The organism is Ochrobactrum teleogrylli (assembly GCF_006376685.1).
GTDB classification, from domain to species: Bacteria; Pseudomonadota; Alphaproteobacteria; order Rhizobiales; family Rhizobiaceae; genus Brucella; species Brucella teleogrylli.
In genome coordinates this window covers 94,044-120,735 of the sequence record NZ_VEWL01000008.1, presented here as the reverse complement: position 1 = coordinate 120,735, position 26,692 = coordinate 94,044, and the positions used below count along the sequence as shown (strand labels likewise).

Sequence of the window (26,692 nt, the reverse complement as noted above, 5' to 3'; positions counted from 1 at the left end):
GATCGTGGTCGTGTCGGGATTTGCCTTAAAGCACCATTTTTGGCATGCCCTCGGGCCTGATGTAGCGCCTCAGAGCCGCGATACGGAAGATGGCGTTCACGGCCCCATAACCCTTGTAGCCGCGCCGTTGCACGACCTCGAAGAAGAAGCCCTGATCGTCTGTCGGACTGTACAATTGAAAATATTCGCCGGTTTCATCGCGATCATAAAGAACATTGGCTGCTTTCAACTGGTCCGTAAAATCCGGATCGAGGCCAAGTCGTGCCTCAAGATCGTCATAGTAGTTGGGCGAAATTTCCAGCGTGTGAAAACCATTGGCTTTCAACGCGGCAGCGGTTGCAAAGATATCGTCGGTCGCGAAGGCCAGATGCTGAATGCCGGAACCAAAGGTTTCTGCAATGAAGCGGCCAGCCAGTGTACGCCGGTTTTCAGCGCCATTGAGCGTGATGCGCAGTGATCCGCTGTCATTTTCCACGACCTGACTGCGCACGACACCAGCCGGATCGACAATGTCGACCATAGGCGATTTTCGCGATTCCGTAAGCGACGTGTAGAACAGGAGCCAGGTCAGAAGTTCGTCGAACTTCATCGTCTGCGCCACATGGTCGATATGGGTGAGGCCCACGCCCTGGAAGTTGCTGGTCTCCGCGACAGGTTCGAACTCAATGTCGAAGATACGAGCAAGATCGGTCTTTTCATCAAGGAAATAAATAAGACCGCCCCCAACGCCACGTATTGCTGGCATGCCAATTTCGCCCGGATCGAGCGGCTGTTCGAATGGCTCTGCGCCCAAGGCAATCGCGCGTGCCTGCGCCGCCGCAGCATCATCGACAACGAGGCCCATGGCATAGGCCGTTGTGCCGTGAACAGCATAGGCCGAGCTTGCGAAGCCGCGTATATCAGTGTTGACGACCAGATTGATGTCGCCCTGACGATAGAGCACGACATCCTTGGAGCGATGCTTGCCCGCCAGCTGAAAACCAAGAGCGCCGAGCACCGATGCGAGTTTATCGGCGCTTTCGGCATGCGCGGTAAATTCGATGAACCCAACCCGATCCACTTTGGCTCTCGCGGGCATTTCGGTCACCGTAAGCCGGCTTTCCGGCTCCACACGACGGACCTGATCGCCGAGATAGATCAGCGAGCGACGGCCATCGGCGGCGATAGACGCGGGCAACCCACCACGGAACTGATCGTTGAAAATCTCCAGCGAAAAATAGCCGTCATAACCGGTGGCGGCTACTGCGCGCATGAAATCCAGAACCGGCAGATCGCCCTCGCCCGGCATGTTGCGATAATGACGGCTCCAGTAGAGCAGATCCATATCGATCAGCGGCGCGTCGGCCATCTGAACGATGAAGAGTTTTTCCTTTGGAATGGAACGGATCGAATTCACGTCGATCTTGCGCGCCAGCGTGTGGAAACTATCAAGGATCAGGCCAACATTGGGATGATCTGCGCGACGCACAATCTCCCAGGCATCGCGATGATCATTAATGTGGCGACCCCAGGCGAGCGCCTCGTAACCCACGCGCAAATCGCGGCGGGCGGCACGTTCGCCAAGCTCGCGGAAATCATCGGCAGCGCGATCAATCCCGCCTATGGCCACCGGCGATACATTCGAGCACACCAGTACGAGGTCTGTACCAAGTTCCTGCATCAGATCGAACTTGCGCTCGGCCCGGTCGAACGTACGGCTGCGCAATGGTTCAGGCATGCCTTCAAAATCGCGGAACGGCTGGAACAGAGTGATTTCCAGTCCCAGATCGCGTGCCATACGCCCCACCTGACGCGGACTTTCGTCAAAGGTGAGAAAGTCGTTCTCGAAAATCTCGACACCGTCGAAGCCAGCTTTGGCAATGGCTTCGAGTTTCTGTGGCAGATCACCACTGATCGAAACCGTTGCTATCGAAGTTTTCATGAGAGGCTCTCCTGGTCCGGTTTACTGTATATCCGCGTTTAAAGGGTTGGTGCTGCTATCGGCGCTTTTGGATTATCAAGCTCGACATGTCCGCCAAGGAACAGCTGCCCCACGCGCGGATCAGCAAGAAGCTTTGCGGCTTCGTCGTGCATCCGCGTTTGCCCGAGCTCGAGAACCAGACCGTAATCCGACATGGCAAGTGCTGCCTTGGCGTTCTGCTCGACCATCAAAATGGTGACGCCCTGATCACGCAGGCGAATGAGTGTTTGAAACACCTCTTGAACGAGATTGGGTGACAGACCGATGGACGGCTCATCGATCAAAATGAGCTTCGGATCAAGCAAAAGAGCGCGGGCGACCTCCAACTGCTTCTGTTGGCCGCCTGACAGCTCGATTGCCTTGCGGTCGCGGAACTGTCGCAGCATAGGAAACTGGTCCATGACCTGTTCGATACGGGCGCGGACCTTGGCAGGATCGGGCGATGTGATGCCCCCAAGTTCAAGATTGTGGTAGACGGAAAGCTGCGGCACGACATTGCGCCCTTGCGGCACATAGGTCACGCCGTTGGCGATCATCTGGCGCGGCGTATTGCGGGCGACGTCTTTTCCGTCCAGCAGGATTTGCCCCGAATGGATGTTCAGGAGGCCAAAGATCGCCTTGAATACGGTCGATTTACCGGCTCCATTAGGCCCAATCACGGTCGTGATGGTGCCCTTTGGAATGGAGAAAGACACGCCGTTCAAAATGGTGATCTTGCCATAGCCGCCGTGAAGGTCTTTGAGTTCAAGCATATGTCATCCTCCCAGATAAGCGTCGATAACCATCTGGTTTGACCGGATTTCTTCGGGTTTGCCTTCAGCAATGATGCGGCCTTCCGCCAGCACAATAATCCGCGTGCAAAGGCTCATGACGAACTCCATATTGTGTTCGATGACCACGAAAGTCGTTCCATGTTCGGCATTATAGGCGACCAAACGATCTTTGAGATTGGCAAGCATCGTCAGATTGACGCCGCCGGCCGGTTCATCGAGCAGAACAAGACTGGGGCCTGCCATGAACGCCATCGCCGCATCGACCAGCTTTTGCTGGCCATAAGAAAGCGACCCTGCCAATTCATCACGCAGATGGTTGAGACGGAAGAACGAAATCATCTGTTCCGCTTCTTCGGTCAGTCCGGCATCGCCCGGTCCAAACAGCCGGGAAACCATGGTTCCCTTGTGTTCCTGACCTGCCAGAATGATGTTCTCAAGCACGGACATCTTCGGGAAGACGGAAAGCTGCTGGAAAGTGCGTCCGACGCCAAGCTTGCTGAGGTCGGATGCCCGCATGCCGGAAACGTTCTTGCCGTTGACCTGCACTTCACCGCCATTGGGCTGAAGCTGGCCAAGAATGCAGTTGAACAGAGTCGACTTGCCGGAACCGTTCGGCCCGATCAGCCCGAGTATCTCACCCTGATTGACGTCGAAGGACACATCGCGAACGGCGTGAATGCCGCCGAAACGCTTCTCGATATTGCGTACGGAAAGTACAGGACTGCTCATTTCAGCCGTGCTCCTTCGCTCATGTCACCGCGCACTTGGTGCTTCGGCCAGAATTTTTCGCGGAACTTGCCCCACACTCCGATCAAACCCGAAGGCACGAAGACCAGCATGACAATCACCAGTACGGAATAAATGATCAGATAGTAGCCTTCCGTGAAGCGAAGCACTTCCGGCAGCAGAATAACGACTGCGGCTCCGATGAAGGGGCCGAAGAAGAAGCCTGCACCACCCACAACGACCATCAGCAAAATGCGCAGTGAATGGACGAGACCAAAGGAACCCGGCTCGATAAACTGAACCAGCGGTGTGATCAGCGATCCGGCAAGCCCGCCATAGACCGAGCCGATGGCAAACGCCAGAAGCGTGATGCGGCGCGTGTCTACCCCCAGACTTTCAGCGCGGATCGGGTTCTCGCGCAGAGCTTTAAAGGCGCGTCCCCAAGGGGAACGCACAATGCCCCACATGATCAACGCGGCTATGATCGTCACGCCAAGCGTAAAATAGTAGAATGGCATCTGCTTGGTCGTTGCGAAAAGACCAAGATCAGGACGCGGCATGCCGACAAGACCGTAATTCCCGCCGGTCAACCATTCTTCGTTGCGCAACACCAGAAAGACCAGAGTGTTGAAGGCAAGCGTCACAAAGGCCAGAAAGTGTCCTTTGACGCGCAAGGCTGGATATCCCAGCACAAGGCCGACAATGAAACACAGGACGAGGCCGAGCGGCATTGCCAGAAACCAGTGCCATCCGGCCAGTGTCAGAAGCGCCGTCGTATAGGCGCCAATCGCCATGAAGGAAGCCTGCGCCAGTGAGATCTGACCTGCATAACCAAGCGTCAGGTTAAGCCCCATCGCGGCAATGGAGAAGATCAGCCAGGATGTCAGCACGTAGATGATATAGTTGCCCTGCCCAATCGGTGCGAGCAGTGATAAGAGCAACAATATGGCAATAGAAATAATGCGTTTATGTGCGGTCATCACACGGTCCTCCCCTCGGAAGTGCCCATGATGCCCTGTGGCCGCACGAGGATGATCACGATCAACAGTACCAGCGGCAGCGCCGCGCGATATTGCGCAGTAACATAAGCCGCCGTCAGATTATCGAGAACGCCGATCAGCAATCCGCCAACGAGCGCGCCACGGATCTGGTTGAAACCGCCGACGATGGCCGCGATGAAGGCGATAAGGCCAAGCGTTTCGCCATTGGAGAATTTGGCGAGATAGACTGGGCTGATCAGATAGGACGCAAGCGCCGCCAGAGCCGCATTGATCAGAAACGTATAGAGGATCATGCGCTTGACATTGACGCCGAGAATTTCAGCCACCGCCGGATTTTGCGCGGTTGCCTGCATGCAGCGCCCCGTACGTGTCCGGTTGAGGAACAATGTCAGCAAAACGACAATACCCAGCGACAATCCCAGATTGAGCATGTCTCGCAGCGAAAGGACCGCGCCGAAAACATCAATGGGATCGTTCGGGAACATTGACGGGAACGGTTGCGCTTCTGCCGAATAGAACTCTTTCACGCTCTCTTTCAGCAAGATGCCCAAAACCATCGTCGCGATGATCAGCGTGATACCCCCATGGGGCAGGATCGGTTCGACGATCAGCTTCTTGAACAGAAGCCCAAGCACGATCAAGGCGACCACAAGCCCGATGAGCAAAGCAGGCCAGAACGACACGCCGAAAATGGTCATTGCCGCCAGAACGAAGAAGGCCGGCAGCATCACGAATTCACCCTGCGCGAAGTTCACGGTCTGGGCAGCCTGCCAGACCAGCGTGAAACCGATCGCAACGAGTGCGTAAATGGAGCCGGTCGCAAGACCGGATAACAAAACCTGTAGAAACTGGGACATGACTTTACCCGTCTGAGGCGGCAGCCAGGCCGCCGCCTCTGCTGAAAGGATTGATCAGTTTGCCGGGACAGTACCAATGACCGTCGGCACACCGTCCTTCACCTGAACCATGAAGCTTGGGCGGGACATTTCTCCGCGGTCATCCCAGCAGGTGTCGAGAAGCACTTTCGGATAATCTGCCGCCTTCAGGCAAAGACCATGCATCTTTTCAGCAAATGCTTCCCCGTCGAGCTTGCCCACCATGTCGGTGACATATTTGGTGGTCCAGACGCCGACATAGCCCTTGAGCGCGTCATGCGTCGGCTTGCGCTTGTAGGCTTCTTCGAACTTCTTGGAGAATTCGCCGATACCCGGCACCTCGGTTGCGGCAGCGGTGATGCCGACATGCGCGATAGCACCGTCAGCCGCACCACCGGCAAGCTCAACCACCTTGGCTTCCGTCAGCGTCACTTCGCCAACCAGAGGCATTTTCAGGCCTTGCTTCTTGGCTTCGATCAGAAAACGCGCGGACTCTTCCTGGTTCATGTAGACGAAGATCGCCTCGGGATTGGCCTGCTTCAGTTTGGCAACGTCGGCGGCATAGTCAGTTTGCGCCTGCTCGGAGGCAACGTCGGCAATGATTTCGATCCCCGCCTTCTTCATTTCCTCAACGAAAACGTCATGGCCACCCTTGCCGAATTCGTTGTTGAGCCACGCGACACCGACCTTCTTCGCCTTCAGCGTGTCGGTGAAGTAGGACGTCAGTGCTGGAACGCCCTTCTGAGCGCCGGTCGAGGTGCGGAACACGAAAGGGTTGCCCTTTTCGACAATGCTCGGCGATTCAGAACCGACGAATTGCGGAATGCTGTTTTGCTGGGCAACCAGCATATTGACCATGGTTGAGCCGGAATAGATCGTGCCGAGAATGGCATAAGCGCCGTCGTCGATGGCCTTCTGCACCAGTGCGCGCGAGACCTGCGGATCGGTCTGGGTATCATATTCACCCAGTTCGACCTTCTTGCCGAGAATGCCCCCGTCAGCATTGACTTCGTCGATTGCGATCTTGATGCCATCGCGCCAGTTCGTGCCTGCCGGAGCACCCGGACCGGACAGTTCGACCACCATGCCGAGCTTGACCACGTCTTCCGCCTGTGCAGCTCCGATAGTCGCGAATATCGCCGTCGACAGCGCCAGAAGTTTCTTACGATAATGCATTCTAGTTCCTCCCCTTAAGTTCATAGAGATCAAGATATAGAGATAAGCCTACCCTTTCGTGGACGTCGGCAACGGAGCGCGACCGCTATGGTGCAGATGCCCGTCGTGACCAGTCAGAAAATCCGCCAGGACCTCCGCCTGCGCATCGAACATTCCAGCACCAATCATCGTCTGGCAGCCCCGTTTTCTAGCTTCCTCAATAAATGGCGATACGTGCGGTTTGGTAATCACGCAAGCAGCAAACTGCTCTGAACGCAACTTTGTTACGTTTACCGGTAAGGGATCGTTCGATTTCATGCCCATCGGTGTCGCATTTGCAATCAAATCGAACCCGGATGGGTCGTCGCTCCCCATAGCGACCTTACCCGTATAACGAGCATCAAGCTTGCGGATCACAGAATCACGTTTCTCTCCGTCAACATCGTGAATAGCGAGGCGGGCGGCACCCCGCCTCAGCATTTCCAGCCCAATGGCCGTTCCCGCCCCGCCGCACCCGACGAGAAGCACAGTTTTCCCCTGGACATCGAACCCTTCCCGCTCAATCCCGTTGAGAAAGCCGATCCCATCCGTATTGTCGCCATACCAACCATTTTCGACCCGTCGAACGACATTGACCGCCTCAATGCAAACCGCATTGTCCGTTAGCCCTGTGCAGAGCTGAAAGGCCTGCTGCTTATGCGGTATCGTGACCAGCAAGCCGCCGACGTTATCGACCTCTGTTAATGTGCTGAAAACGGCAGACAGACCGAATGATGAAACATGGAATGGAACAACAACCGCATTTTCACCGCGCGCCCGAAACAGTTCCGTCATGATTTCTGGCGAACGCACCTGCTCAATGGGGTCGCCCACCACGGGGAAAAGACGAGATGCTCCATTAGGAAACGGCTTCAAGTTTTTCAAATGTCGGGCATTATCGTCATGCGTCATTTCTGTACTGATCCCGGTCTGCGCGCTCGTTCTTGCGTCCTTCCATGATCAGCTTAGCGAATGGTGGAGATAATATCGCCTACCAAATCAACAGCAATCCATAACATTATGTTAATTCACACGCATCAGTCTTTGCGACTGAATGAGCTCACAGCATTCATCTCCTGACGCAGCACATCAATGAAATGTTCGGCGTAGACGGAAAGCGGCAGATCGTTGCGGTAGGCGATGTAAGTATGAAAGGCGCTCTCGGCGTCAATTGGAATGCTCTTCAGCCCCCGTACCACGCCATGCGCGACGGTAAACTCGTCGATGATTGCAATGCCGAGCCCTGCCGCCACCAGACTGCACACGGTCGTTCCAAAACGGGCTTTGATATTCATGCGATAATCGAGGCCTGCATTGGTGAACATTGCCGCCATGATGGCTCCATATGGATCTTTCGGATTGATGCCGATCAGCGGATATTCCGACATTTCCTCCGGCGTTATCTTTTCCCTCGAAGCCAGCGGATTTGCTTCCGGCACAATGCAAAGCAATCGGCCCTTCGCAAGCGGCTCGAACTTGATCAGCGGATGCTCGAAGCGCGATGATATTGCAACGATCTCACCGCGCCCTAACAGAAGATAATCAACGGCTTCTTCGATTTTGAGAATGTTCAGGTCGAGGATGAGGTCGCTGTAACGCTCCCGTACCTTTGCCACAGCACGCGGCACCATGACATTGGCGATGCTCGGCACGGAAGCCACGCAAAGCTCCTGCGCTTTGCCTTTGCTTAAATCTGCAACAGCCGATTGCAGGTCGTCGATTTTCCGATGCACCGTATCCAACAAATCGAAGATGTTGCGGGCCTGCGACGTTGGAACATAGCGCCCGCCACGGCGGTCGAAGAGCCGGATGCCAAGCGAATCTTCTGAATATTTCATCAGTCTGCTGATGCCCGGAGCGGAGACATTCAAGAGCTTGGCCGCGCCGGCAATCGTCCCGGTCACCATGATGGCCCGGATCACTTCGATTTGTCGCAATGTCAGCATTTGTTTCCCGCCTGTTTATTCATTATACAGGCATATTCAACAAATGTAGCCGGAATTGCCACAGCTTCCTACAAAACCCATAGAATCCTTAAGTCACCGACTGGATCATGACATTCGAACGAGGCAGCTAAGGCATGTTCTTCATCATTTCTGGGCTCATCGGCATCATGTTCTCATTGAGGTGATGCATAACCCAAAGTGATCCAGCCAGTGCGATGCCGACAATGATGAGTGTAAAGATCAGCGCCATCAGCGTCCACCCGCCTTCGGAGCGGGGGCTCATGTGCAGGAAATAGACCATGTGAACAACAATCTGCACAGCGCCAATGCCCATGACCACCATGGCAGTCAACTGCCTGCTGGCGAATACATCGCCCATGACGAGCCAGAATGGGATGGCGGTGAGAATAACCGACAGGACAAAGCCTGTCATGTATCCGCCAAAGGTCGCATGGACTTCATCCGCGCCCGACCCATGATTGTCGTGATGGCCCGATTGGACTCCGTGGTGCTCGCCTTGTACGCTCATCCCAGAACTCCCAACAAATATACAAAGGAGAATACGCCAATCCATATAACGTCGAGAAAATGCCAGAACATCGAAAGGCACATCAATCGTCTGCGGTTCTCGACAATCAGGCCATGACGTACGACCTGCAACATCAGCGTGACCAACCAGATGATGCCGAAGGTGACGTGCAGTCCGTGGGTGCCAACGAGCGTGAAAAATGAGGATAGGAATGCCGAACGGCCCGGCCCGGCGCCTTCGCGAATAAGATGGCTGAATTCATAAATTTCGATTGCAAGAAACAATGCGCCGAAAATGCCGGTAATGCCCAACCAGAACAGCGTTGCCGTCTTGTCATCGCGCTGCATCTGCAACATGGCGAAACCATATGTGATGGATGACAGGAGCAGCATTGCGGTGTTGATAGCCACCAGATTAAGGTCAAACAGGTCTGCCGGCGACGGTCCGGCAGCGTAGTTGCGACCAAGCACGCCATAGGTAGCAAAGAGAACAGCAAAGATCAGGCAGTCGCTCATCAGATAGAGCCAGAAGCCCAGCATGGTGCTGTTTTCCGGATGATGCTCTTCCGTCAGATAAAACTGCGGCTTCTCGGTTTGGTCCAGATGTGTTTCTGTCATGGTGCGACCTGTCCAGCGAGAAGTTTCGAACGTGCATCTTCTGTCGCCGTCACCGCTTCAGCGGGGATATAGAAGTCACGCTTATAATTGAATGTGTGCCCGATCGCGGCGAACAGCAAAGCAACGAAAGACACAATCGCCAGCCACCAGATGTACCAGATCAAGGCAACCGCAAGAACGACGCTCAACCCGGCAAGAATAACGCCAGCACCCGTATTGCGCGGCATATGGATGGAGCGATAGCCAGTAAGCGGGCGTTCGTAGCCGCGATTTTTCATGTCATACCAGCTGTCGTGATCATGGACGACAGGGGTGAAAGCAAAGTTATAGTCCGGCGGCGGTGATGATGTTGACCACTCAAGCGTTCGTCCGCCCCATGGATCGCCAGTCAGATCGCGCAGTTGTCCCCGCTTCAAATAGCTGACCACCAGCTGAATGAGAAAGGATGCAATGCCGAGCGCAATCAGAAACGCTCCAAAGGCAGCCAGAACAAACCATATCTGCAACGATGGATCTTCAAACTGGCTGACGCGGCGAGTAACGCCTTTAAGGCCCAGAACGTAGAGCGGCATGAAGGCAAAGAGAAAGCCGATCTGCCAGAACCAGAAGCTCATGGTGCCCCAGAATGGATCGAGTTTATATCCGAAGGCCTTCGGCCACCAGTAGACAAGTCCCGCCATGAGTCCGAAGACAACGCCACCAATAATCACATTATGAAAATGCGCAATGAGAAAGAGCGAATTATGCAACACGAAATCCGCAGGTGGAATGGCGAGCATCACGCCAGTCATGCCACCGATCACGAATGTCACCATGAATCCCAACGTCCATAGCATTGGCACTTCATAGCGGATGCGTCCACGATACATCGTGAAGAGCCAGTTGAACATCTTCGCGCCCGTGGGGATGGAGATGATCATCGTCGTTATGCCGAAGAACGCATTGACAGACGCGCCCGACCCCATGGTGAAGAAGTGATGCAGCCACACGAGATAGGAGAGGATCATGATAACGCAGGTCGCATAGACCATTGAAGCGTAACCGAACAGGCGCTTGCCGCAGAATGTCGCCACCACCTCGGAGAAAATGCCGAATGCAGGCAGAACGAGAATGTAGACTTCCGGGTGCCCCCATATCCAGATGAGGTTGATATACATCATCGGATTGCCACCAAGATCGTTGGTGAAGAAATTTGTCCCTACATAACGGTCCAAGGATAGCAGTGCGAGCGTTGCAGTGAGAATGGGGAACGTTGCCACAATGAGAATGTTGGTGCACAAAGACGTCCAGGTGAATATCGGCATCTTCATGAACGACATGCCCGGCGCGCGCATCTTGACGATTGTGGCTATCAAATTGATGCCCGACAGGGTGGTGCCGACCCCCGCAACCTGCAAGCCCCATATATAATAATCGACCCCGACATCGGGACTGTAATCAATACCGGACAAGGGTGGATAAGCCAGCCAGCCCGTGCGTGCAAACTCTCCAACAAAAAGCGACATCATGATGATGATTGCGCCGCCGGTCGTCATCCAGAATGAGAAATTATTGAGAAACGGAAAAGACACGTCCCGCGCGCCGATCTGAAGCGGCACCACATAGTTCATCAGGCCAGTCACGAATGGCATCGCCATGAAGAAGATCATGATAACGCCATGGGCGGTAAATATCTGATCGTAGTGATGGGGCGGCAGATAGCCCTCATAACCATTAAAGGCGATAGCCTGCTGGATACGCATCATGATCGCATCCGCAAAGCCACGCAAAAGCATGACCAAGGCCAGAACGACATACATGATGCCGATCTTCTTGTGGTCCACGCTGGTGAACCACTCGTGCCAGAGATAACCCCACAGCTTGAAATAGGTAATCAACCCAACAATGGCGATCCCACCAATTGCTACCACGATGAAGGTCAGCAAAAGGATGGGTTCGTGATAGGGTATCGCCTCAAGAGAGAGACGCCCGAAAATCATACTCGTAGGACTGTTTCCGCCAATCATGATAGAACATTCCCGAAGTTATATCTGAAGCGATCACCGCTTTTCCAACTGTGTGGTCTTGTATGTAGGACTGAGACGCAATTCAGCTTCAAGGCATGTTGTGCATGTCATGGCCCTGCTCCTGTTTTGCGTCCGGGGTGGCTGGAACGACCGCCCCGCCCGATTGTGTTTCGTCTTGGCTATATCGATTGTCGTGTTCAAGCTTCGCCTTGTTTTCACGACTGTCGATGCCACCGCCGCCCATTCGATCAATATGCATCATGTCGCTCATGCACATCTGGCCGGAACGAACGCACATATTCAATATGGCTTGAAAAAGCCCGTTTTCGACTGCGCCAAAATACCGAACGGGCTCCCGGACACTGGGCTTTTCGAGCTTCAAATAGGTATCGCGGTTTAGCGCGGTTCCGTTCTGCTTGACCTGACTGATCCAAGTGTCGAAGCCGGAATCATCGAGACCGTGAAACTGGAAGCGCATATGTGAAAAGCCTTCACCGCTGTAGTTCGATGAGAAACCTTCATATTCACCAGCCTTATTGATCACCGCATGCAGTCGTGTCTGCATTCCGGGCATGGCGTAGATCATGCCCGCAAGTGCTGGAATATAGAAAGAATTCATTACAGACGAGGCGGTGATCTTGAAATCAATCGGCCTGTCGACGGGGGCCGCCATCTCGTTGACTGTGGCCACACCGTACTCCGGATAGAAGAATAGCCACTTCCAGTCGAGCGCCACAACCTCCACGGTCAGCGGCTTTGTTCCCGCCTCGACCGGTCGTGTGCTGTCTATTCTGTCCAGCGGCCTGTAGGGGTCGAGCTTATGCGTGTTGACCCATGTGATCGCACCCAATGCAATGATAATGAGCAAGGGCGCGGTCCAGATAACCACTTCCAGCGCGGTGGAATGATGCCATTCAGGATCGTATTTGGCCGAACTATTGGATTGCCTGTATCGCCACGCAAAGAAAAGCGTGAGGAAAATAACCGGCACAATAATGATCAGCATCAGGATCGTCGATATGACGATAAGGTCCCGCTGCTGGGCTGCAATGTCTCCTGACGGGGACATGACGACCATATTACACCCGGCCAGCCCCAAAAAAAGTGAGGCCAGTATCGTATTTCGTATGAAACTAAAGAATGCGTCCATGTTAAACCCGACCTACATTCTGTTCCTTTAATCATGATAAGGCACAATCGCATTTCGGGAAGACCCATTTTTCAGTTTATGAAATTTTCACGGCAAAGGAGCTTTTAAGCAACTATATCTGCTTTTTTTTTGCCCTGTTCCTTGATATCGTGCCACCGTGCGACATCATAAAGCACATGATACGTTTCCCTCGGAGAGTTTCATGAGTTCGTCCGCCACGCCGACATCGACAGGTCTTGAACAAGACGCGCGACGCATCCACAGCGACGGAAAACCCTTGTCTCCGGGAAACGTCGCCATCGGTGTCGTCATCGGTCGCACATCCGAATTCTTCGATTTTTTCGTTTATGGGCTCGGTTCCATTCTGGTTTTCCCCAAGCTGATTTTCCCGTTCGCTCCTGATGCGGTATCGGCGACATTGATGTCATTTGCCGTCTTCTCGCTCGCATTCATTGCGCGTCCCGTCGGTTCTTTCATCTTCATGTGGATTGACCGCCATTACGGACGAGGAACAAAACTCACGCTCGCCCTCGTTATTTTGGGTGGCTCAACCGCTTCTATCGCGTTCTTGCCCGGCTATGAGACGATCGGTTATTGGGCCGTGTTCCTGCTTGCCCTGTTCCGGTTGGGGCAAGGCTTTGCGCTTGGCGGCGCTTGGGATGGTCTGGCTTCGCTGCTCAGCCTGAGTGCGCCCCAGAATAAACGGGGCTGGTACGCAATGATACCGCAATTGGGAGCGCCCATCGGCTTCGCGCTCGCCAGCATTCTCTTCGCCTATTTCGTACATAATCTCAGCGAAGCAGACTTTCTCGCTTGGGGTTGGCGCTATCCATTCTTCGTTGCCTTCGCGATCAATGTAGTCGCGCTCTTTGCGCGCCTTCGCATCGTTGCGAGCAGTGAATTCGGCGCGGCGATGGAAGCGCAAGAATTGCAGCCGCGACCGGTGTTTGAAATGCTGAGCAAGCATAGCATCGACGTCCTGCTCGGCGCATTCGTGCCGCTGGCAAGCTTTGCCATGTTCCATCTTGTGACGATTTTTCCACTCAGTTGGGTTGTCCTTTCAGGAACGCAGCCGGCAGAACGTTTCCTCTGGGTGCAGGTAGCTGGCGCTGCAATCGGCGTCATCGGCATCATCTTGTCGGGCTTTGTCGCCGATCGCATCGGACGACGCAGCGAATTGATGGTCGGCGCCATCATCATCGCGATATTCAGCTTCTCCGCGCCCTTCCTTCTCGATGCGGGCAGCGCGGGACAAGATGCTTATATCTTGATTGGTTTCGGCGTATTGGGGCTGACATTCGGCCAGTCTTCTGGTGCGGTCTCCTCCCGTTTCACGCAGTATTATCGCTATACCGGTGCGGCACTGACATCGGATCTTGCCTGGCTCGTCGGAGCAGCTTTTGCCCCGCTCGTCGCTCTTGGCCTTGCAAGCAGCCTTGGGATAATTTTCATCGGCGGGTATCTGATATCCGGTGCAATCTGCACGCTGGCTGCCTTGCGCCTGTCGCGGGTATTGGATCACAACTGACGGATATCTCGGCAAGCCAAATCAAGATTGTCTTGCCGAAGATTACTATCGTTTATGCCAACGGCTTATAGGCGATGACGTCCATTTCCACCTTGGCGTCGACCATCAATGGCGATTGCACCGTGGAACGCGCTGGCGGATGGTCGATAAAGTGCTTTTGGAACACAGCATTGAAGCTGGAGAAATCGCGCGCATCATCCAGCCAGACATTCACCTTGACGACATCAGCCAAAGTACAGTCAGCGAGAGCCAGCACGTCCTTGATGTTGGTGATCACCTGCTCGGTCTGGGCAACGATATTGCCCAGCACCACCTCACCGTTGAGCGTTGGCACCTGTCCCGAGACATAAACGAAATCGCCGGCCCGAACCGCTTTTGCAAAAGGGCGGCGCTGACCGCCTGCCTGATTGTCAGCCGTCTCGTAACGGATCAGTTTTTCGTTGTTCATATGTCATGCTCCTTATTCAACGATTGAGGTCGCTATCATTCACGCAGCAGATAAGCGTCCGCCCCATTCCGTGAAATCCTGCACCAAATGCCCAGGAGAAACCTCGATATAGTTGCGTTTTGGGGGAACATAATCGAGCGGTCGCAATGGGCTTTTAATTTCTTCGCCAAGTTCCGGGCGCACCAGTCCTCGTGAAGCCGGGTCGGGAATCGGGACGGCCTCTATAAGACGGCGCGTATATGGGTGCTGGGGGTTGCCAAAGATCGCTTCGCGCGGACCAATCTCGACAATTTCGCCGAGATACATCACTGCCACGCGGTGGCTGATCCGTTCCACGACAGCCATGTCATGGCTGATGAAGAGATAGGCAAGATCATGCTGCTCCTGCAAATCAAGCAGGAGATTCGCCACTTGAGCCTTGACCGAAACATCGAGGGCCGAAACCGCCTCGTCCGCAACGATCAGCTTTGGCTTCAACGCCAAAGCGCGCGCGATGGAAATTCTTTGTCTTTGCCCGCCTGAAAATTCATGCGGAAAGCGGTCTGCAACCGAAGCCGAAAGCCCGACCTGCTCCAGCAGTTCCGCAACCCGCGCCCTCGCCTCACCTTTGCCCATCATTTTGTGGGCCAGAATGGGTTCGGCAATCGCCGCGCCAATGCGGATACGCGGATTGAGCGAGGCAAAAGGGTCCTGAAAAATCATCTGCGCATTACGCCGCATTGCGCGTAATTGCGATGCGCCAAGCTTGGTCACGTCCTGTCCATCAATGACGATATTTCCCGACGTCGGTTGGAGCAGACGCATGATCGTGCGACCGGTCGTTGATTTCCCGCAACCGGATTCTCCTACGAGTGCCAGTGTCTCGCCGGGGCCAAGGTCGAAAGAAACGTCCTCCACGGCGTGAATGCGACCGTTTGGAAGTTCAAACCGAACCACAATATTGGAGGCTTGGAGAAGCGGCGCTCGATCCGCAGGCAGGGGCTTTGTCTGCGCGCCCTCGGCAGCTTGTCCGGTTTTCGGATCGACTGCCGGGAACCGTTTAGGAGCCGTTGCGTCTCCCATGGTTCCCAACCGGGGAATGGAAGCGAGCAGAGATTTTGTGTAAATTTCTCTTGGCGCAGCAAAGAGTTCTTCCGTACGGCCAGTCTCGACCATATCGCCACGGAACATGACCACTGTGCGATCTGCAACCTCGGCAACCACGCCCATATCATGCGTGATGAAGAGAACGGCCATGTTCTCTTCCTGCTGCAATTCACGAATGAGATGGAGGATTTCGGCCTGTATTGTCACGTCCAGCGCTGTCGTCGGTTCATCGGCGATCAGAAGCTTTGGGCGGCACGCAAGCGCCATCGCAATCATTACCCGCTGGCGCATGCCACCGGAAAATTTATGCGGATATTCTTTCAAGCGGGATCGCGCTGCTGGAATGCGAACGCGCTCCATGAGGCGAACGGCTTCCTCTTCGGCCTGCTTCCAACTCAGTTTTTGATGAAGCACCAAAGCCTCGGCCAATTGATTGCCAATCGTGAAGACGGGATTGAGCGATGTCATCGGTTCCTGAAAGATCATGCCGATGGAGCCGCCGCGCACCGAACGCATTTCCGCTTCCGATACTTGCAGAAGATTGCGCCCATCGAGCAGAATTCGGCCTTCTGACTTTGATTTTGCAGGCGGCAGCAATCGCATCGTGGAAAGCGCGGTGACACTTTTTCCTGATCCGCTTTCGCCGACAATGGCAACCGTCTCGCCAGCATTCACATGGAAATTGATATCGCGGATGACGGGCCGCCAACCCTCTGCGGTCTTGAACGATGTCGTGAGGTTCTCCACCGACAAAACCGGGCGGGTACCACTGCTGGACTCTTGATGCATGGTCAGCTTTCCTTCGCGAGACGCGGATCAACCAGATCGCGCAGGCCATCGCCGACAAGTTGCAGCGAGAGGACGGAGAAGACGATGGCAAGGCCGGGGAACAGCATGAGCCAGGGCGCGTTGTTCATATATTCCCGCCCCGACGCCAACATGGTTCCCCAGGTCGGCATATCCGCCGAAACGCCAACGCCTAAGAACGACAGGCTTGCCTCTGCCAGCATTGCAGATGCGAAGACGAATGTTGCCTGTACCAGAATGGGAGAGGCCAGATTGAGCAGGACATGACGTAACAATATCTGCCAGGTGGGAAGTCCCAGCGAAATTGCCGCCTCGATATAGGGCATCTCGCGGATCACCAATGTCGAGCCGCGCACGATACGCGCAAGTCGTGGCGCATAGGTGATCCCAAGCGCAATGATGACGGTCATCAACGAAGGGCCAAGTGCTGCAACAAGCGCAATCGCAAGCAGAATATCCGGGAAGGACATCATCGCGTCGAGCAGTCTGGAGATAGGCGTATCCAGCTTGCGAAAATATCCGGCCGTTACGCCGAGTATGACGCCCAGAATGGTCGAGATCATAACCACACCAAGACTGACGAGCAGCGAAACGCGTCCCGCAAAGATCGCGCGCGAGAAAATATCGCGTCCGAATTCATCAGTGCCGAAAATATGCTTCCAGGAAGGGCCTTGAAGCTTGTTCACGATAGAAAGTTTGTTCGGAGCATAAGGCGCAACCCAAGGTGCGAGAACAGCTGCCAGCACCACGGCGAGCAGGATCAGCGCACCGAGCAAGATCGCCCGATTGCCGAACAGACGTCGAAAGCCCGACGCAAAGGGCATGGAGAAAGAAGCGAGCGTCACAGGCGTACCCTCGGATCTACGAGAATATAGAGCATATCGACCACAAAATTGATCAGCACATAGATAGCGGCCACGACCAACAGCGTTCCTTGGATCACCGGATAGTCGCGGCGCAGCACCGCCGACACCACCAGATTTCCAATGCCCGGCAGACCGAATACCGTCTCCGTTACGACGGCGCCCGCGACCAGCATCGCAATGGAAAGTCCAATGACGGTGATGATGGGCACAAGCGCATTCTTGAAGGCATGCTTCAGGATCACGCGGCCTTCGGTAGCGCCCTTTGCACGCGCCGTACGCACATAGTCGTCCCCCAGCACATCAAGCATGGCTGCCCGGGTAAAGCGGGTAATGAGTGCGGAATTGACCACGCCGAGAGCCACGGCAGGCAAGATCAGATGATGCAGGCGTTCCAGAAAGCTCGTGTCGGGACCACCATAACCGGATGCCGGGAACCAGCCATATTGAACCGCGAAAATCTGGATAAGGAGCAAGCCCAACCAGAAACTTGGCACGCTTGCAGCCACCATGGTCAGCACGACCACAGTCTGATCGAAGAAGGTTCCTCGTTTCACGGCTGAGAAAACCCCGACCGGCAAGGCGATCAGCACCGCGATCAATATGGAGAACAGCGTGAGAAAGAATGTCGGCTCCGCACGCGAAGCAAGGGCTTTCGTCACCGGCTGGTTGAGAAAGATGGACTGACCAAGATCGCCTTGGAAAATGCCCAGCACGAACTGGCCGTATTGCACCAGAAGGGGCGCATCCAGCCCCATCCGTGCTCTCAAATCTGCAATGTCCTGCGGGGTCGCGTCAGACCCCAGCATGACGGCAGCGGGATCGCCCGGCGTAACCCGGACAATGACGAATACAACTGTCACGACAAGGGCAAGCACAACGGCCATGCCTATCAAGCGGTGCAACAGTGCCCGGGCGATCCTCGACATGGTCTGCCTCACTTCTTCGGGGCTACATTCCAGAAATGCGGCCAGTAGGTTGGCGTGTAACCGGCAACCCCGTCCGCAACACCGGAAACTGCATTGAAATTGCCGACCTTATAGAGCGGTGCGTCATCATAGATGACGGTCTGGATGCCTGCCCACGCCTTCTGCTTTGCTTCATCGGTCGTCGCATCCATATAGGTGGCGACGGCTTTGGCTTTCTGGTCCGACACATACCAGCCCGGATATGTATCCGTGATGGTGTTGATCGTTGTCGGATCGCCTGGGAAATTCGAATGGGTGATGAAGATATCCCATTCCTTCGGATCGGCGCGACGCGTCGTCAGCGTAGCCCAGTCGACAACCTGCATATCAACCTTGAAGCCTGCCGCTTCAAGATAGGCTTTCGCCACCTCACCGATCTTGTAATGGAACTCATATTGGCGGCTGGTCAAGAGCCGGATCGGCGTGCCGTCATATCCGGCATCCTTCAGGAGCTTGGCAGCTGTTTCAGGGTCGCCTTCGCCATAGCGGGCCACGCCGGCTTCAGTGTGCCAGAACGACCCTTCAGGGAAGATGGAGCCATCGACGCTGTAAAAACGGTCATCGGAGAAAGCTGCGAGCATCATGTCGGATGCATTGAGCGCGGCCTGAACCGCCTGACGCAGTTCCTTTTTGACGAGCGCGCCTTCCTTCATGTTGATATTCATGGAGGCCCAGCCCGAGTTCTTGAAGATGACTGGTTTGGCCTTCCCGCTTGCTTCAACACGCTCATAGGCGCTGACGGGAAGCGAGTCTGCGAAATCAAACTGTCCGGAAATCAGTCCTTCAACGCGGGTGTTGGCATCGGGAACGGGCACAAAGCGCAGTTCCTTGGCAATGGCCTCGCGCTTACCCGCATAATTGCTCGGCTCGCCTTTGGGAGACTTATAATCGTCAAAGCGCACGAGCTGCGTATACTGATCGGGCTTGCGCTCCTTGAGCGCATAGGGGCCGGTGCCGACGAACTGCGTCAGCGTGTCGGCGATGGTCTCGGATGGAATGATGATCGACGCTTGCGACAAGGTCGCCAGCAATGGCGCATAGCGCGACTTGAGTTTGATGATGACCGCATGGTCGCCATCTTCGCTCAGGCTTTCTACGATGCCAGCAACCTGCTTGCCCTTGGAATTGATTTCCATCCACCGCTTCAAGGATGCGACGACGTCCTTGGAGTCAAAATCGCTGCCATCGTGAAACTTTACCCCTTCTCTTAAGGAAATCTTGTAAGTCAATCCATCTTCAGAAATTTCCGGCATGCCAGCAGCGAGCAACGGAACCGACTTCCACTGTTCATCATAGGTATAAAGCGTCTCAAAAATATGCTGGTCAATCGTCAGGACAATATCGGTTGGGGTCTGCATCGCATCCAGTGTTGGCGGCTCGCCGATGGTTGCGATGGTCAGAACGCCATCCGACGATTGCGCGAAAGCCATCACGCTTGAACATAGAAGTGCTGCAGTAGCCCCCAGCAGAAAACGTTTTTTCATGGTTACTCCCCTTTTTTGTAATCGAACCGACTGAGTGTTCGCTGTGGTTAGTCCAGCCCGAGCGGGTCGGCGACCCGTGGCCAGAGTTCCAGACTTGCTTTTCGATATGGTGTGACCGCTGGATTGGTCGGGTATGAAGTTGGAGCCGCTATATAGACAATCTCCGAGGCGACAGGCTGGAATCCGGCCTGAAAGTGGTTGGTCGATTTGACGACAAGGAAATCCTTTCGCGCAAAATCGATCCCCATATTGGAGAAGATATCCGGCTCATAGGTCTGTGAGCGGCTGGTAATCAGAATGATATCGATCTGTGTTCCGACAGGACGGATTACCGCGACACGTCCCAGATTGACCCGGCTGTTGCGAAAGCTCTGCCAGCCTGCGTCCACGACCTTCTCGATGGTAACACGCAGATCAAGCGGCTCGCCGCCTTGCCATGACGACTTTCCACCGACACGGATTTCGAGCTCGGCCCCCTCACCTGCCGCATGACAGAAAGCCACGGCGACAGGATCCCAGATGGTGGCTACCGCAAAATTGTCGAGCTTGCGCTCCAGCATGCGGCGCAGAATATAGGTGGCATCACCCGCCACGCCCCCGCCCGGATTGTCCCAGATATCGGAGACAACAACAGGACGCGATGGGTCACTGGCGCGACGTTCCAGGACGCGATCCAGACCAGCTTCCGTATCCAGCATCTCCATGGCCGTAAGCTTTCGCATACGGTACAGTTCATGGCCCAGTTGACGCGCAAGTTGGTCGCCTTTGACCTTGTCATTATCGGTGACAACGATAATCCGCGTCCCCATGTCGGGCGCGTCGCCAGCCATGAAACCATGGATTACGGAAATCGAAAGGATGCCATTCTTGCCCTGCATAGCCACGAGGCGATCCACATAAGATCGCATTGGCTCGCGATTGGTGGGATAAATGGTGATCATGCGGCAATCGAAGGTCGAAATGACAGGCTTGATTTCCCCACGCAGCGTCCTGAGAGCCAGATCAACGACATGTTCTCCGCGCTCTTCGAAATCCGTATGCGGGAACTCCAGAAACGTTGCCATGACGTCGAGATTGGTTACACGTTTTGCAGTCAGGTGACTGTGGGGATCGAACTCGGCTGCGATCAGAACATTAGGGCCGACAATTGCCCGCACTTTTTCCAGAAAGTCCCCTTCCGGATCATCATAGCCCTGCGCCACCATCGCGCCATGCAGTCCGAGAACAACCGCATTCAAGGGGAGCGCGGCCTTCAGTTCAGCCAATATGGTATCGCGCAATGTCTCATAGGTCTGGCGTTGAATGAGACCCGCAGGCTCGGCCCAGCACGAGGTGCCTTCGACAACGGTAAAGCCCTCAGCTTTGCCGCGACGGCGCAAAATCGGCACAACGGATGAACACAAGGTCGGCGTTTCCGGGTGCTCGCCGGGCTTGGCGTAAAAGGCTGCCTTAAACGCCTCCATATCCGTTGGAACGGGTGAAAACGTATTTGTTTCCGTAGCCATCGAGGCCGTGAATATGCGCATGGTATGGTTCCAGGTGTATGGCTTGATCAAAAGTCGTGTCGGCATCTGTTCGCGCGGAAAACTCGACGCCCGTGCGCGCGCTCGTTTCAGGTTTGTCACTCACGTCGCGTCGCAAAAACAGTTCACGCAGACCGGCGACAATGCCGACGCAACAATTGAAATCGGGATATGATGGTGGTCTCCGCCTCGTGTTCGCCCTTTGATTATTTTTGTAATTTATTTTCTTGATAATGCGTCGAATAATGTCCATGTCAACAGGATATCGCGCAATAAGCTGCGCCGTCGGCGTTAAGATGAAAATTTATGAAATTGATTTTCATGAAGCGGCGGCGGACACACCGCGATGATGAGCGGAAAATGCATGCCCATTCAATGCCTTTAAGGCGGCTCTCAATGCTCCATGTGATATAAATTTACTTATCAGATGAAAAAGGAGCCGAAAAATTCGGCTCCTTTTTCATGTTTTCCGCGCACTTTTTTCAGCGTTAGGCCGTCATTTCACGCCACCATTGGCGCACAGTTCACCAAACGGTCCCACGTGCGGCAACATCTTCAACACGAGTCACCACACCGTCACGATGAAAAACAATGCGATCGAACAGGTTGCTGACGACACACGTGTGATTGGGGATGACACGAACAACAGCCCCCACCGGCGCGAAATCTTGTTTGCAATCCGTCAGATCGACCACACCGTGCTCTTCCGAAAGGGAAACAATCCGCGCGCCCTCAAAGCCTTCGATAACGCCATGGTCAACAAAACCAAGCAGGTCCGATGTCAGAGCTTTGGAACCGCAATCCAGCACGGCCCTGCCCGGCGCGGGTCTGGAAACTACAGTTGCAAGAATATGCATGGCAAGATTCTCATTGGTGCAGTGCCCTGCCCTAACCATGCTGCGGTCGTTATAGACATAGGTGCCAGCGCGGTGTTCAGTCGCTGACGGCACGAGATGCGCGGAATAGAGGTCCGGCGAGCCGCCATTCGACCGGATCGGGCAATCTATTCCTTTCGCGGCCAGCTTTTCCATCGTCTCGACGATGAAATTTTCGACTTGCGCCGCGCCTCCCGCCGCCGGGTAAGTCAGGATGCCTGCAAAACGAAGACCGGGCTTGGCGGAGATCACTTCAGCCAATGCCACAACGGCATCCGGCGTCTGGACACCGCATCGCTTGCCACCTGTGTCGCATTCCACCAGCACCGTCAGCGGTCGCTCGGCATCAAAGGTTTCAGCAAGTCCCTTGATCGTGACTTCACTATCGACAGTCACTTTTAAAGCGCCGATTTTCGCATTGAGCACTTTCAACCGCGCGAGCTTTGCAGCTCCGAGAATATTGTAGGTTATCAAAATGTCATCGAAACCGGCCTCGGCAAAAACCTCCGCCTCGGTGATCTTCTGGCAATTGATGCCTTTGGCGCCCGCTTCAAGCTGTAGCCTTGCGATGGAAGGTATCTTGTGCGTCTTGATATGCGGACGAAAAGCCTGCCCGTGCTGGTCGAAATAAGCCTGCGCGCGGGCAATATTCGAGGCCATACGGTCTTCATCGATGATGGGCATTGGGGTCGGGATATTTTCAACAGGCGTGCCTGCTTCTGGCCAAGGGAACGTCATGGATTGCCTCTTCGGGTACGGTGCGCGATTGTTTTAGGCGGTGTATATTATTTTCTTGATTAACCTCGTGTGAGAGATAACCATTGATCAGAACGTGGAAAATTTCCATAGTCATGTAATTATTTTTCATCAGTATAGATATGGAAAGCGCTTTCAAAGTGCGTTTCCTTCTCGACCGGAGTTCCAATGGACGTCATTCACGCATTGTCGGACAAGGAAGGCAAACTTTCCGGTCTCGAAAAAAAGCTCGCAGCCGTGGTGCTGGAAAATGTCGATTTTGTCGTCAATTCCTCGATTGGTGAACTGGCGGAGAAGGCAGGCGTTTCTCCGCCAACCGTAACACGGTTTTGCCGGCGGATAGGCTGTCAGGGCTATTCCGACTTCAAGGTGCAACTGGCAAAGATAACCTATGTCGGATTGCGCTATCTGATGCCGGAAACCGAGACCAGCTCTGTGGAAGAAGTTGCCGAAGACATTATAACCAAGGCGCAAAATGCGCTCTTCCAGTTACACCGGCAACTCGATCTCGCCGCAATAGAACGGGCCGCCCACCTGATCCGTGGGGCTGAGTTTATTCAGGCCTTCGGCGCGACGGGCAACTCAGCCATGATTGCCAATGAACTCCACAACCGGTTGTTCCGCCTCGGTTGTCGCATCAATGCATCGACGGACCACAGCATGAACCACATGCTCTCAGCTGCTGCGCAGCCGGGAACGGTTGTCATCGGCTCATCGATTACAGGGCGAGATCGAGAGCTGGTGAATTGCATGAATTTGCTGCGCGCTCGGGCCATTCCCACCATTGCGATAACGCAGAGCAATTCGCCTGTCGCACAGGCTTCCGATGTGTTGATTGCAATTGATCTGGACGAAGGCAAAAATATCTTCCGTCCCACATCCACCCGCTACGCCTATCTGGCCACAATCGACATTCTGGCAAACATGGTTGCCTATGCAGACCGTAACCGCTCCGCGCATGTTCTCCGACAGATCAAGGAAGAGCTTGTCCGCTCCAGGGATGGCGACGACAAACAGGTGCTGGGAGATTAAGCGTTTGTCTCTCAGGCCGCAGTGGTTGCGGCCTGAGAGTTTTAAAATGCGCAGGCGTTAGCGCTGCGCCACCGGCCTGACCAGCGGTGTCACTCGGCGAATGGTAACACGGCGGTTTTCCTGCTCTGGCCCGTCGGTCTTGATCTTCAGGAAGCGCTCACCATAGCCCTGCGTGACTAGATTTTCGGCAGGAATATCATAGACTTCCGTTAGCAGGCTTGCGACTGACTCTGCGCGCTTGTCGGAAAGAACGAGGTTCGATCGATCAGAGCCGACAGCATCCGTGTGGCCTTCGATGAAGAAGGTTTCACCCGGGTCCTTGGAAAGAACCTTCTGCATGGCATCAGCCACTTTGCGCAGCGTCTTGGCCTGCGATAGCGAGACTTCCGCGCTGCCGGTGGCAAAGTGGATGGTGTCCAGATCAATGCGGCGCACCTTATCGCGCAGACGTGCCGAATGACGCACCTCATCAATCGTATAGACGCGTTCAACCCGCTCTACCGGAGGCATGGCCAGGAAGTCATAGAAATCGCGGTCGCGGTCGTCTGTGACGTCAATGATATAATCGCTGACAGGAATTGTGAGACGCATCGGCGGTAGCTCGTAGCCGACATCGGCAATAGCTGCACGGGGTGTATCTTCATAGTCGGGTGCGTAGACCATGAGATATTCGTTGCCGTCGCGATCAATACGGGAACGTTGCACAACATCACCATAGCGATCATAGACAGTCACCACGCGATAGCCGCCGGGGCGCACAATCGTTTCGCGCGTGCGGCCGCGCGGAAGCTCATCATAATAGGCTTCTTCAGCGTTGCGGCGCAGACGTGGGCGGTCATCGCCGCGCACAAAAATTCGATCTCCCACATTCATAACAACGCGGTTGTCGATTTCTTCAAGCACTTTCACATTGCTGACGTTGTTCGTCACATTGTTGACTGTCGTGTTATTGACGACCGTGTTGTTAACAACGGTGTTGTTCACAATGTTTGTGGTTTCCGGGACGACGAAAGCGGGTGCTTCGTCGACGCGTTTTCCCTTTTCCTTCAGATTGGCTTCAATCTTCTTGGGGAGATCGGCTTTGATTTCTGCAGGAATAGCAACCTGAGCGGATGCGTCGTCTGCGGGGGGCGGCGCTGAGGCTTCGGCTTCGCGCTGTTGTCCACGCTGCTTGCGACGTTCCTCGCGAGCCTGATTGCCACCGCTATTATCGGCATCCTTGTCGCTGTCGAGAATCGCAGCACCGTTCTCGACCGGAAGAACCAACGTTTCGTCCGTCTTCGACGGATCTTTCGCGATGGCTTCCTTTTCTGCCGCGGAACGCTCGTCGACGATTGCAGGAACAGGTTCTGGCTTCTTCTCAGCCTCCTCAGGTTGTTCCGCTGGTTGCTGTTCTACCGGCGACGGCTCGCGCTTCTTCTTTCCATGCTGTTCTTTGACAGCTGGCTGTTCCGCAGGTTGAACGGGAGTGACTTCACCAGTCTGCGGTTCGGTCGGTTGCACTGGAACAGGTGCAGATTCCGGCTGTGGCGATGGCTTCTGGGCCTGTGCATCGTCGGCAGGAGCGGGCCTCTTCTTTGGCCGTTCCGCAGGCTCCTTCGTGATCTCTTCCGATGCATCGTTTGCATCGGGCGTCTTCGCTGCTGGCTTCTTGTGGGCAGGAACCTGTTGTTCTGGTTCAGCCTCGCCTTTCGGCGCGCTTTCTTCCGATGCAGGCTTCTTCTCTTGGGCTTGGCGCTGCGTCTCTTGCTCTGCCGCCTTCTTTTGCTCGACAGCCTGCTTTTCAGCCTCGTCGGCAGCAGCCTTCTCCTGCTTCTGTTTCTCAGCCTGGCGTTCCGCTGCTTCCGGCTCAACTTTACGCTGCGCCTGTTCTGCCGCCTTCTGCTGTGCGGTAGCTTCTTCTTCGGCCTTTTTCTGTTCAGCCGCCTGATGCTGCGTTTCCGCTTCAGCCGCCTTGCGTTCTTCAGCCTGCCTTGCAGCCTCTGCCTTTTCCGCCTGCTGCTTTTCTATTTCCTGGCGCTGCGCTTCCTCACGTTCAGCATGCTTCTGCTCCTCAGCCTGACGATGCCCCTGACCTTCCTCAGAAGGACGCTCGCCTTCTGCCTGTGGCTGTTCAACGGGCTGTTCCTGCGGCGCTTGCTCCTCGCTGTTTTCCTGAGCCACTTGATAGGACTGCGACAGCCTATCCGCGAAAGATGGCTGCGCCAGAACACAGACCGATATCACTGGGATCGCAACAGTAGTGCGAAGCTTGGAACGAATAGACATATATCCTTCTCCTTCTGGAAGGCAGAACTGATAAGCAAAGGACCTGCTTCCGATTCCGCACATGCTGGAATGCGAATAGAGGCAAATTGCGGCAACTTCACAGAAGCGTTACCGCTGTGATCATGAACCGAGGCTGAATGCCGTTTTGGGAGCATTACGTTTGGCAACCGATGCACATCGCATCGATTTACGAGGCGCGGCGATGGCCACATCGTGCTTTCGTCATGGTCATCAAAGTGTGAGAATCTGCTCCGCGTGGGAGCAATCACCGACCCAG

At 54.8% G+C, this 26,692-nt stretch carries 22 protein-coding genes; 2 read left to right on the top strand and 20 right to left on the bottom strand.

Features of this window, described 5'->3' with window-relative positions; all coding sequences use genetic code 11:
* Positions 1 to 25: 25 nt before the first annotated feature.
* The 12 genes from FIC94_RS14025 to cyoA all read right to left on the bottom strand — a co-directional run bounded on the left by FIC94_RS14025 (position 26) and on the right by cyoA (position 12,777).
* Positions 26 to 1,921, bottom strand: coding sequence for a bifunctional sugar phosphate isomerase/epimerase/4-hydroxyphenylpyruvate dioxygenase family protein (locus FIC94_RS14025; protein ID WP_140025285.1), 1,896 nt, complete (start codon positions 1,919 to 1,921; stop codon positions 26 to 28).
* A gap of 38 nt (positions 1,922 to 1,959) precedes the next feature.
* Positions 1,960 to 2,712 (bottom strand): ABC transporter ATP-binding protein, encoded by a 753-nt coding sequence (locus FIC94_RS14020; RefSeq protein WP_140025284.1) that lies wholly within the window; start codon positions 2,710 to 2,712, stop codon positions 1,960 to 1,962.
* Between the two features lie 3 nt (positions 2,713 to 2,715).
* Positions 2,716 to 3,462, bottom strand: a complete 747-nt coding sequence (locus FIC94_RS14015; protein WP_140025283.1) for an ABC transporter ATP-binding protein — start codon at positions 3,460 to 3,462, stop codon at positions 2,716 to 2,718.
* Positions 3,459 to 4,439: a branched-chain amino acid ABC transporter permease gene (locus tag FIC94_RS14010; protein WP_140025282.1), complete on the bottom strand. Its 981-nt coding sequence runs from the start codon at positions 4,437 to 4,439 to the stop codon at positions 3,459 to 3,461. Before FIC94_RS14010 ends, FIC94_RS14015 begins: the two co-directional genes overlap by 4 nt.
* Complete coding sequence (locus FIC94_RS14005) at positions 4,439 to 5,317, bottom strand: branched-chain amino acid ABC transporter permease (protein WP_140025281.1); 879 nt, start codon at positions 5,315 to 5,317, stop codon at positions 4,439 to 4,441. The genes FIC94_RS14010 and FIC94_RS14005 overlap by 1 nt, the downstream gene beginning before the upstream one ends.
* 54 nt (positions 5,318 to 5,371) lie before the next feature.
* Positions 5,372 to 6,511, bottom strand: coding sequence for an ABC transporter substrate-binding protein (locus FIC94_RS14000; protein WP_140025280.1), 1,140 nt, complete (start codon positions 6,509 to 6,511; stop codon positions 5,372 to 5,374).
* A gap of 48 nt (positions 6,512 to 6,559) precedes the next feature.
* Positions 6,560 to 7,441 (bottom strand): shikimate dehydrogenase family protein, encoded by an 882-nt coding sequence (locus FIC94_RS13995; RefSeq protein WP_140025279.1) that lies wholly within the window; start codon positions 7,439 to 7,441, stop codon positions 6,560 to 6,562.
* Between the two features lie 125 nt (positions 7,442 to 7,566).
* Positions 7,567 to 8,475 carry a LysR family transcriptional regulator gene (locus FIC94_RS13990; RefSeq protein WP_140025278.1) on the bottom strand — a complete coding sequence of 303 codons (909 nt, stop codon included), beginning with the start codon at positions 8,473 to 8,475 and terminating at the stop codon, positions 7,567 to 7,569.
* A gap of 127 nt (positions 8,476 to 8,602) precedes the next feature.
* Positions 8,603 to 9,004 (bottom strand): cytochrome o ubiquinol oxidase subunit IV, encoded by a 402-nt coding sequence (gene cyoD / locus FIC94_RS13985; protein ID WP_140025277.1) that lies wholly within the window; start codon positions 9,002 to 9,004, stop codon positions 8,603 to 8,605.
* Positions 9,001 to 9,621, bottom strand: coding sequence for a cytochrome o ubiquinol oxidase subunit III (gene cyoC, locus FIC94_RS13980; RefSeq protein WP_109366000.1), 621 nt, complete (start codon positions 9,619 to 9,621; stop codon positions 9,001 to 9,003). Before cyoC ends, cyoD begins: the two co-directional genes overlap by 4 nt.
* Complete coding sequence (gene cyoB / locus FIC94_RS13975) at positions 9,618 to 11,627, bottom strand: cytochrome o ubiquinol oxidase subunit I (RefSeq protein WP_140025276.1); 2,010 nt, start codon at positions 11,625 to 11,627, stop codon at positions 9,618 to 9,620. The genes cyoC and cyoB overlap by 4 nt, the downstream gene beginning before the upstream one ends.
* A gap of 88 nt (positions 11,628 to 11,715) precedes the next feature.
* Positions 11,716 to 12,777, bottom strand: a complete 1,062-nt coding sequence (gene cyoA, locus FIC94_RS13970; protein WP_140025275.1) for a ubiquinol oxidase subunit II — start codon at positions 12,775 to 12,777, stop codon at positions 11,716 to 11,718.
* A 202-nt stretch (positions 12,778 to 12,979) separates the two neighbouring features.
* On the opposite strand from cyoA, the gene FIC94_RS13965 reads away from it, so the two are divergent.
* On the top strand, positions 12,980 to 14,305 hold the full coding sequence (locus FIC94_RS13965; RefSeq protein ID WP_109366003.1) for an MFS transporter: 1,326 nt from the start codon (positions 12,980 to 12,982) through the stop codon (positions 14,303 to 14,305).
* A 52-nt stretch (positions 14,306 to 14,357) separates the two neighbouring features.
* On the opposite strand, the gene FIC94_RS13960 is transcribed toward FIC94_RS13965, so the two are convergent.
* The 7 genes from FIC94_RS13960 to FIC94_RS13930 form a co-directional block, all read right to left on the bottom strand.
* Complete coding sequence (locus tag FIC94_RS13960; RefSeq protein WP_140025274.1) at positions 14,358 to 14,753, bottom strand: RidA family protein; 396 nt, start codon at positions 14,751 to 14,753, stop codon at positions 14,358 to 14,360.
* A gap of 39 nt (positions 14,754 to 14,792) precedes the next feature.
* Positions 14,793 to 16,628 carry an ABC transporter ATP-binding protein gene (locus FIC94_RS13955; protein ID WP_140025273.1) on the bottom strand — a complete coding sequence of 612 codons (1,836 nt, stop codon included), beginning with the start codon at positions 16,626 to 16,628 and terminating at the stop codon, positions 14,793 to 14,795.
* 2 nt (positions 16,629 to 16,630) lie between these two features.
* Positions 16,631 to 17,470 (bottom strand): ABC transporter permease, encoded by an 840-nt coding sequence (locus tag FIC94_RS13950; protein WP_140025358.1) that lies wholly within the window; start codon positions 17,468 to 17,470, stop codon positions 16,631 to 16,633.
* 17 nt (positions 17,471 to 17,487) lie between these two features.
* Positions 17,488 to 18,438 (bottom strand): ABC transporter permease, encoded by a 951-nt coding sequence (locus FIC94_RS13945; protein WP_371830807.1) that lies wholly within the window; start codon positions 18,436 to 18,438, stop codon positions 17,488 to 17,490.
* An 8-nt stretch (positions 18,439 to 18,446) separates the two neighbouring features.
* On the bottom strand, positions 18,447 to 19,961 hold the full coding sequence (locus FIC94_RS13940) for an ABC transporter substrate-binding protein (protein ID WP_140025272.1): 1,515 nt from the start codon (positions 19,959 to 19,961) through the stop codon (positions 18,447 to 18,449).
* A 47-nt stretch (positions 19,962 to 20,008) separates the two neighbouring features.
* On the bottom strand, positions 20,009 to 21,487 hold the full coding sequence (locus FIC94_RS13935) for a M81 family metallopeptidase (RefSeq protein ID WP_140025271.1): 1,479 nt from the start codon (positions 21,485 to 21,487) through the stop codon (positions 20,009 to 20,011).
* Between the two features lie 521 nt (positions 21,488 to 22,008).
* On the bottom strand, positions 22,009 to 23,097 hold the full coding sequence (locus FIC94_RS13930) for a D-TA family PLP-dependent enzyme (RefSeq protein WP_140025270.1): 1,089 nt from the start codon (positions 23,095 to 23,097) through the stop codon (positions 22,009 to 22,011).
* Between the two features lie 186 nt (positions 23,098 to 23,283).
* On the opposite strand from FIC94_RS13930, the gene FIC94_RS13925 reads away from it, so the two are divergent.
* Positions 23,284 to 24,147 (top strand): MurR/RpiR family transcriptional regulator, encoded by an 864-nt coding sequence (locus tag FIC94_RS13925; protein ID WP_109366010.1) that lies wholly within the window; start codon positions 23,284 to 23,286, stop codon positions 24,145 to 24,147.
* 57 nt (positions 24,148 to 24,204) lie between these two features.
* Here the strand turns inward: FIC94_RS13925 and FIC94_RS13920 are convergent, their stop codons facing one another.
* The gene (locus FIC94_RS13920; RefSeq protein WP_140025269.1) at positions 24,205 to 26,415 is read right to left on the bottom strand and encodes an OmpA family protein; all 2,211 of its coding nucleotides are present in this window, start codon (positions 26,413 to 26,415) and stop codon (positions 24,205 to 24,207) included.
* Between the last annotated feature and the right edge of the window lie 277 nt (positions 26,416 to 26,692).